This is a genomic window from Rhodoferax sp. (genome assembly GCF_010365055.1).
In the GTDB taxonomy this organism is placed as follows: Bacteria; Pseudomonadota; Gammaproteobacteria; order Burkholderiales; family Burkholderiaceae_C; genus Rhodoferax.
On the sequence record NZ_JAAFHA010000127.1, the window covers coordinates 1 to 7,950 of the forward strand.

9 protein-coding genes and 1 pseudogene are annotated in these 7,950 nt (G+C 61.2%); all 10 read left to right on the forward strand.

The window, feature by feature from the left end; translation table 11 throughout:
- Nucleotides 1–204 (forward strand): annotated as a pseudogene (locus GZ093_RS18835) (hypothetical protein); the annotation flags it as partial.
- 7 nt (nucleotides 205–211) lie between these two features.
- Nucleotides 212–1,120, forward strand: a complete 909-nt coding sequence (locus GZ093_RS18840; protein WP_296489048.1) for a LysR family transcriptional regulator — start codon at nucleotides 212–214, stop codon at nucleotides 1,118–1,120.
- 202 nt (nucleotides 1,121–1,322) lie between these two features.
- Nucleotides 1,323–2,117 (forward strand): tripartite tricarboxylate transporter substrate-binding protein, encoded by a 795-nt coding sequence (locus GZ093_RS18845; RefSeq protein ID WP_296489050.1) that lies wholly within the window; start codon nucleotides 1,323–1,325, stop codon nucleotides 2,115–2,117.
- A 169-nt stretch (nucleotides 2,118–2,286) separates the two neighbouring features.
- Entirely contained in the window at nucleotides 2,287–3,192 is a 906-nt protein-coding gene (locus tag GZ093_RS18850) for an NAD(P)-dependent oxidoreductase (RefSeq protein ID WP_296489054.1), read from the forward strand.
- Between the two features lie 25 nt (nucleotides 3,193–3,217).
- The gene (locus tag GZ093_RS18855) at nucleotides 3,218–4,684 is read left to right on the forward strand and encodes a D-aminoacylase (RefSeq protein ID WP_296489057.1); all 1,467 of its coding nucleotides are present in this window, start codon (nucleotides 3,218–3,220) and stop codon (nucleotides 4,682–4,684) included.
- Nucleotide 4,685: 1 nt separating this feature from the next.
- On the forward strand, nucleotides 4,686–5,825 hold the full coding sequence (locus GZ093_RS18860; protein WP_296489059.1) for a DSD1 family PLP-dependent enzyme: 1,140 nt from the start codon (nucleotides 4,686–4,688) through the stop codon (nucleotides 5,823–5,825).
- Between the two features lie 24 nt (nucleotides 5,826–5,849).
- Entirely contained in the window at nucleotides 5,850–6,821 is a 972-nt protein-coding gene (locus tag GZ093_RS18865; RefSeq protein ID WP_296489062.1) for an ornithine cyclodeaminase family protein, read from the forward strand.
- 75 nt (nucleotides 6,822–6,896) lie between these two features.
- On the forward strand, nucleotides 6,897–7,055 hold the full coding sequence (locus tag GZ093_RS18870) for a hypothetical protein (protein WP_296489064.1): 159 nt from the start codon (nucleotides 6,897–6,899) through the stop codon (nucleotides 7,053–7,055).
- A gap of 12 nt (nucleotides 7,056–7,067) precedes the next feature.
- Entirely contained in the window at nucleotides 7,068–7,739 is a 672-nt protein-coding gene (locus tag GZ093_RS18875; protein WP_296489066.1) for a tripartite tricarboxylate transporter substrate-binding protein, read from the forward strand.
- 23 nt (nucleotides 7,740–7,762) lie between these two features.
- On the forward strand, nucleotides 7,763–7,950 hold a 188-nt coding region (locus GZ093_RS18880; RefSeq protein WP_296489069.1), incomplete at its 3' end, for a TRAP transporter small permease subunit.

Sequence of the window (7,950 nt, forward strand, 5' to 3'; positions counted from 1 at the left end):
ATTGAGCGCTTGTGCATAGGAGAAAAGGTGACTGTGATGCGTTCCAATATTTTTGTTGTCATGGGTGTCAGTGGCTGCGGCAAAAGCACGGTGGTGCCCAATATCGGCAAGCCACAGCTTGAGTCGGCGGAGCACACCCCTCTTCTGCTTGCGCGAACGCCATTTCATGACTTAAAGACACTTACGATTGACGTAAGAAAATAGTCAAATAATGTCGAACGACATCACCGACCTGCGCTTCTTCGTGGCGGTCACCGAGGGCGGTTCTCTGGCCGAGGCGGCCCGGCGCATGGACGTGACGGCGTCGGCAGTGTCGCAGCGCCTGCGCCAACTCGAGGCCCGCCTGGGCCTGCACCTGATCCACCGCACCACCCGGCGCTTCAGCCTCACCGACGAGGGTGAGTTGTTTTATGCGGGCGCAGTTGGCCTGCTCGCAGATCTCGATAACCTGATCGATACGCTGCGCGCGCGCTCGGGTGAGGTTGCGGGGACGCTGCATGTCTGCGGTCCCTTGGGTTTTGGCCGCCACCACTTGGCACCCGCCATTGCCGACTTCCATACTCTGCATCCCCGGCTGATGGTTTCCTTGTCTCTCAGCGACGTGGTGCCGGACGCCGATGCGAATCGATTCGATATGATCGTGCACATCGGCGACCTCACAGATTCGAGTATGGTCGCCTATCCGATCGCGCCCAATGCGCGCTTCGTTTGCGCCGCGCCCGACTACCTGGCCCGTCACCCGGCGCCGCGCGAGCCGCAGGAGCTGGCCGCGCACGATTGCATTGTGCTGCGCGAGAATCAGGAAGACGTGACCCTGTGGCGCTTCAGGAAGAATAGCAACGATGTCTCGGTCCGGGTGCCGGCGATCATGAGCAGCAATGATGGCGACGTGGTCCGGCAGTGGGCGCTCGGGGGCAAGGGACTGATCATGCGCTCCGAATGGGACGTGGCCGAAAGCCTAGGCGCAGGCCGGCTGGTGCGCGTGCTGAAAGACTGGCGCCTGCCTGATGCCGACATTGTCGCGCTGGTGGACCGGCGCAACGGAATGGCGGCGCGCGTGAAGCTGTTTCTGGCCTTCCTGCAAGCCCGCTTCAAGCCAGTGCCGCCATGGCGGCGATAAAACAGGATTGCGCGGCAGGCGGCACGGAAGTAAAGTTTATCATCGTCACGATTCGGAGCGCGGCAGTCGCTCGGCATTCATAAGGAAAAGTAAACTATAGATGTAGTTTTGATAAGTTTTCTTTTTTGAATGCCGGACATAGAATGATTTTTCGGGTGATGGTTTGTGGCCCGTTGATTCAACATTCTTGGAGGTCCGTGCCATGCGTCAACGATTTCGTCTGCTCACTCTTGTCGTTGCCGCGCTAGCGACTGTGTCGTTACCGGGCCTGGCAGCCTATCCCGACAAGCCGATCCGCCTGATCGTGCCGTCGGCCGCAGGCGGCGCGCCAGATGTGCTGATGCGCACATTGGCCTTGCAGTTGTCGCAGCAGATGGGCGTCCCTTTAGTGATCGACAACAAGCCCGGTGGGTCGTACACGATTGGCACCATGGACCTGGCCAAATCTCCGGCCGACGGCTATACGCTGGCCTATGGCAACGTCGTCTCTTTGGCCACCAACCGCTCGCTTCTGGCCAACGTGCCTTACGACGTGGACAAGGACCTGACGCTGATCTCGAACACGCTGCGTCTGGCCAACCTGATGATCGTGAACAACAGCCTGTCGGTCAAAACCGTGCCCGAGCTGATCGCCTATGCGAAGAATAATCCGGGCCAGCTGGCCTTTGCCTCGGACGGCAATGGCACGACCGCCCATCTGGGGGTGGAGCTCTTCAAGTCCATGACCGGCACCTACATGCTGCACGTCCCCTGCCGGGAGGTGACGGCTGGCGTGACCGACCTGATCGGCGACAGCGTTCAGCTCATGATGGTCAACACGCCGGTGGCCGGCCCGCATGCTCAGGCGGGCCGGGTGCGTGCCTTGGGTATTTCGTCCAGCCAGCGCTCGCCCACCTACCCTGACATTCCCACCATTACCGAATCGGGTGTGCCGCGCTTCGAGGTGGTGGCCTGGGGCGGCATTATCGGGCCGGTCAACATGCCCAATGAAAGATAGAGATAACGGCCGGCTGGTCCCGGACCACGTTGCAAAAAAAGGTGAAGCAGTTCGGCCATGAACGCGAGCACTGGGCACGGCCGCATCCTGATGCGCTGCATCGCAAGCTCGATCACGAACATCCCGAGTTTGCGAACGGATTGGAAACGACACTATGAAAGGAATGGACATGTCTGGCAAAAGAAAACTTGGATTTATTGGTGTGGGTCTGATGGGCCATGGCTTGGCGAAAAATTTGCTCAAGCAGGGGCATACCATGACCCTGCTTGACCATCAGGGCAACCAGCCTGTGGACGACTTGATAAAAATGGGGGCGCAAACGGTGGCAACGCCCAAAGAGGTGGCGGCTGCGGCCGATGTCGTGTTCATGTGCGTCACCGGATCGCCCCAGGTCGAGGCGTGTGTCTACGGTGCACAGGGACTTCTGGACGGCTTGAGGGCGGGAAGCATTGTTGTGGACGGCACGACGGCCGACCCGGTGTCAACGGTCAAAGTAGCGGCAGCGGTGCAGGCGCGAGGCGGGCGTTATGTCGATGCCCCGATGACCCGGACCTCGCAGCATGCCGAAGATGGCTGTGTCAATACCATGCTCGGCGGCGATGCCGCCACGCTGGCAGAGGTCCGTCCGCTAATTGAAGCGTATAGCGAAAATATCTACATCGGTGGTGAGGTGGGTTCCGGCCATCGCATGAAGCTGCTGCACAACTACATTTCCCTGGGCACCCTGGCCCTGCTGGCCGAGGCCTATACCTGTGCCGGCAAGGCCGGGGTCGATCGCAAAGTCCTGACCCAGGTGCTGGCAACTGGAGGGGGCGACAGCGCAGTCCTCAAACGCCTGATGCCCTTTCTCGACAGCGGCGTGCCTGGAAGCATGTTGTTCTCCTTGATCAATGCGGGCAAGGACCTCCGGTACTTTACCCACATGGCAGAAGAGCTTCAGGTCGGCGCCTTTGTCGGTGAGGCGGTCCATCAGACCTTTGTCACTGCTTCGAATGTGGGAGGGGGCGAAAAAATGATTCCGGAACTCCTCAACATTTTGTGTCGCATGCATAACGCACCACTCTGCGGAAAATAAATGACCTTTCAATACAAGGCCTCTGATGCAAGAAAATTTTGACATTCTGATTCGCAACGCGAGCATCGTCGACGGCACGGGCGCGCCCCGTTTCACGGGCGATATCGGCGTCCGTGGTGACCGCATCGCTCGTGTCGGCGATCTCTCAAAGCTGCGCGGCGAGGTAGAAATCGATCTAGCGGGTCGCATTGCGGCGCCGGGCTTCATCGACGCTCACACCCACGACGACCGCCTCATGCTGTCCAACCCCGACATGGCGCCCAAGGTCAGCCAGGGCGTGACTACGGTGATCGGTGGTAATTGCGGCGTGTCGCTGGCGCCGATGCCGCGCCCGATCCCCGATCCGGTCACGCCGCCGCTGAACCTGCTGGACGGCGAGGGCGAATGGTTCCGCTTCCCCAGTTTCGGCGCCTACCTCGATGCATTGCGGGCCCAGCCGGCTGCAACCAACTGCGCCATGCTGGTGGGACACACCACCTTGCGCGTGGCCACCATGAACGACCTGACGCAGCCGGCGAGTGCGACTGAGATCAACGCCATGCGCGCGCTGGTTGACGAGGCCATGCGCGCCGGTGCCATTGGCGTCTCCACCGGCCTGTTCTACGAGCCGTCGATTTCCGCGCCGACCGAGGAAGTGATCGAGATCTGCCGCCCGCTCAAGGAATTCAAGGGCCTGTATTGCACCCATATGCGCGACGAGGCGGACCGGGTAATTGACTCGCTGGAAGAAAGCTTTCGCATCGGCCGCGAGGTCGGGGTGCCGGTTGTGATCTCGCACCACAAGCTGGTGGGACAGGCGAACTACGGGCGCTCCGAGGAAACCCTGTCCTTCATCGAAAAGAACATGGCCAAGCAGCCGATCTGCCTGGACTGCTATCCCTATACGGCCGGCTCCACCATTCTGTCGGCCGACCGGGCGGCGAGTTCCACGCGCGTCATTGTCAGTTGGTCCAAGACGCTGCCCGAGTATGCTGGCCAGGACCTGGCCGACATCGCGAAAAAGATGGGCGTCTCCCAGGAGGAAGCGGTGCAGCGCCTGCTGCCCGCTGGCGCGATCTACTTCAGGATGGACGAGGCCGACGTGCAGCGCATCCTGAAGTTCGACCAGACCATGATCGGCTCCGACGGCCTGCCACACGACGCGGCACCGCATCCTCGCTTGTGGGGCAGTTTTCCGCGCGTGCTGGGCCACTATGGCCGCCTGCTCGGGCTGTTTTCGCTGGAGACGGCCGTGTACAAGATGACCGGCCTGACGGCCAAGAACTTTGGCCTGAAGGACCGCGGCGTGCTGAAGGAAGGCGCCTACGCCGACCTGACCCTGTTCGACGCCGACACGGTGGACGAGGTCGCCACCTATGAAAAACCAATCGCGCCGGCGCGCGGTATCGACACAGTGATCGTCAATGGCGCCGTGGTCTGGCACGAGGGCCGTTCGACCGGCACCCGCCCGGGGCGGGTGCTGGCGCGCGAACCACAAGGAACAGGAAGCTGATATGTCGAAACAAATTCTGGAACAACTGGAAACACCGGCGCTGCTGCTGGACGAGACCCGGATGGACCGCAACATCGAGCGCATGCGTAGCCATTTGCGCAGCCTGGGGGTCTCCTTTCGACCGCACGTCAAGACCAATAAGTCCATCGACGTGGCGCGCCGGACCATGGAAACACCACAAGGCCCGATCACGGTTTCTACCTTGCTGGAAGCCGAGTATTTTGCTGCGCACGGGGTCAAGGACATCCTGTACGCTGTCTGCATTGCACCGAATAAACTGGACCATGTGATGTCCCTGCAAGACAAGGGAGTCCAGCTGTCGCTCCTCCTGGACAGCATGGAGGCGGCCCGGTTTCTGGCCGAACGCGCCAAGGCGGCCCAGCGGCACTTCGACGTTCTTATCGAGATCGATTCGGACGGTCACCGTTCGGGCATTGCACCTGACTCCGGCGAGCTCGTCGAGATCGGCCAATTCCTGGAGAGCTCCGGGATCACGGTCAAAGGCGTGCTCACCCATGCGGGAAGTTCCTACGACTGCCGATCCGTGGACGCGATCCGCGCCATGGCCGAGCAGGAGCGTGCCGCGATCGTGCATGCGGCTGAGCGACTGCGCGCGGCAGGCATGGCGTGCCCGGTGGTCAGCATGGGCTCGACGCCGACCGCGCTGTTCGCCGAACATCTGGAGGGCGTGACAGAAGTGCGTGCCGGCGTATTTGTCTTCTTCGATCTGGTGATGGCGGGCCTGAATGTCTGCCAGATGGACGACATTGCCGTGTCGGTTCTGGCCACGGTAATCGGGCATCAGCGCGAAAAAGGCTGGACCATTTTGGATGCCGGATGGATGGCCATGTCGCGCGACCGCGGCACCGAGAAGCAGCCGTTGGACCAGGGTTATGGCGTTGTCTGTGACCTTGATGGCCGGCCGCTGGACGACTTCATTCTGGTCGGCGCCAATCAGGAGCACGGCATCATGGCGCATCGATCCGGCATGACGGACAGCACGCTGCATCTGCCCGTGGGCACCCAGGTGCGGATCCTGCCCAACCATGTGTGTTCCACCGCAGCCCAGTACGGCCACTACAACGTGCTGGGGACGAACCATGAGATCACCGCGACTTGGCCGCGTTTCAGCGGCTGGTAAAGCCAGCAACAAAAGGATCACCAGATGTTAATTATTTCTGAGCAGGACGCTCGCACCCTGGTGGGTGTTGAGGACGTCATCGCCGCCGTCGAAAAATCATTCGTCGCCATGGCGCGCGGCCTTGCCCACAACTACCCGGTCGTGCGTGAAGTAGTGGGTTATCAGGATGCCGTCTTTGGCGTCAAGACCGGCTGTGACACCAGCGCCCCCATCCTCGGCCTCAAGGCCGGTGGTTACTGGCCCCACAACCTGGCCCGGGGTCTGACCAATCACCAATCTTCCACGGTGTTGTTTGATCCGGAAACCGGTCGCGCTTCGGCCCTGGTCAGCGCCAATTACCTGACCGGGGTGCGCACCGGCGCCGCCAGCGCTATCGCCACCAAGTACCTGTCGCGCCCGGACAGCAGCGTGCTCGGTATTCTCGGCACCGGCGTCCAGTCGGTGTACCAGTTGCGTGCCACGCTGGCCGTGCGCCCGATCCGCAAAGTCTATGCCTGGGATCCGTCGGCGGAAAATCTCGCGAATTTCGGCCGCACGGTCGCGGAACTGGGACTGGAATATGCGCCGCAAACCGACTGCCAGGCCGTGGCGGCCAATGTCGACATTCTGATCACTGTGACGCCGTCGCAGCGGGCCTTGGTCGAGAAATCCTGGGTCCGTGCCGGTACCCATATCAGCGCCATGGGGGCCGACACCAAAGGCAAACAGGAATTGGATGCGGCGCTGGTGGCGAGCGCGGCCTTGTTTGTGGATGAAGCCGCACAGGCCATCACCATCGGCGAATGCCAGCATGCTTACAACGCCGGGCTGATCACACTGCAGAGCCTGCGCGGCAGCATTGGCGCGGTTATCGCGGGTCTCTGCGAGGGACGGCGCAGCGCACAGGAAATCACTCTTTTCGATGGCACCGGTGTGGCCTTGCAGGACCTGGTAGTGGCCGACCTCGCCGTGCGCCTGGCCTCCGAGCGAGGCCTTGGCGCCCGCGTCGATTATTAGGTCGAATTGCCGTGCCGGTGGAATTGAATTGCTGGTCTGAAGTCAAAGTTATTTTTTTACAGAGGAGTAAAAACCATGCAACAACGATCCCTTTTGGCCAACTTCGTCCTTGCCGTGACATCGGTACTGCCGCTGTCTGGTTTCGCGGCGTACCCGGACAAGCCCATTCGCCTAGTCGTGCCGTCGGCAGCCGCGGGCGCGCCCGAGATCCTGATGCGCACACTGGCCACGTAGCTGTCTCAGCAGATGGGCGTGCCTTTCGTGATCCACAACAAGCCCTGTGCCTCCTACGTCATTGGCACCATGGAGGTGGTGCGTGCTACGCCCGACTGCTACACGCTGGGCTACGGCAACATCGTGTCGCTGGCCACTAACCGCGCCTTCATGCCCAAGGTGCCCTATGAGGTGGACAAGAACCTGACGCTGATCTCAGGTGCGCTGCGCGTGGTCAACGTGCTGGTGGTGAACAACAACCTGCCGGTCAAAACTGTGCCCGAGCTGATTGCCTATGCCAGGAAGAACTCGGGCAAGCTGGTGCAGGGCTCGGCGGGCAACGGCACCTCTGGTCAGCTCGGCGGCGAGCTCCTGCGCTCGATGACGCAGACATCCATGCTGCATGTGCGCTACAAGGCGGTGACGGCCGCCATCACCGATCTGATCGGCGGCGACGTCCATCTCATGCTCGAGAACACGCCGGTGCTCGGCCCGCACGTGCAGGCGGGGCGCATGCGCGCCCTAGGCATCTCCGGCACCCAGCGATCACCCAACTACCCGGACATTCCCACCATTGCCGAATCGGTGCCGGGCTTCAAGGCGGCGGGCTGGGGCGGCATCATCGGACCGGCCAACATGCCCAAGGACATTGTGACCCGACTCAATGCCGAAATCCGTACCGCGTTGGTCAATCCGGCGGTCTGACGAATTATTTTCTGGAGTCTATGTTGCAAAAAGTATTAAATCTGTTCTTCAAACTGCTTGAATTGCTGGTGGTGGTGTGCATGGTGGCTATGGTGATCATGGTGTTCGGCAATGTGCTGCTGCGCTATGGTTTCAACTCGGGCATCGATGTTTCTGACGAACTGTCCCGTTACTGCTTCATTTGGCTTACCTACATTGGCGCCATGGTCGC

Bases quoted from the DNA above. Each gene is read 5' to 3' on its own strand.
- GZ093_RS18850 (WP_296489054.1), top strand. From the start codon at position 2,287: ATGTCTGGCAAAAGAAAACTTGGATTTATTGGTGTGGGTCTGATGGGC.
- GZ093_RS18855 (WP_296489057.1), top strand. From the start codon at position 3,218: ATGCAAGAAAATTTTGACATTCTGATTCGCAACGCGAGCATCGTCGAC.
- GZ093_RS18870 (WP_296489064.1), top strand. From the start codon at position 6,897: ATGCAACAACGATCCCTTTTGGCCAACTTCGTCCTTGCCGTGACATCG.
- GZ093_RS18860 (WP_296489059.1), top strand. From the start codon at position 4,686: ATGTCGAAACAAATTCTGGAACAACTGGAAACACCGGCGCTGCTGCTG.
- GZ093_RS18840 (WP_296489048.1), top strand. From the start codon at position 212: ATGTCGAACGACATCACCGACCTGCGCTTCTTCGTGGCGGTCACCGAG.
- GZ093_RS18865 (WP_296489062.1), top strand. From the start codon at position 5,850: ATGTTAATTATTTCTGAGCAGGACGCTCGCACCCTGGTGGGTGTTGAG.
- GZ093_RS18845 (WP_296489050.1), top strand. From the start codon at position 1,323: ATGCGTCAACGATTTCGTCTGCTCACTCTTGTCGTTGCCGCGCTAGCG.
- GZ093_RS18875 (WP_296489066.1), top strand. From the start codon at position 7,068: ATGGGCGTGCCTTTCGTGATCCACAACAAGCCCTGTGCCTCCTACGTC.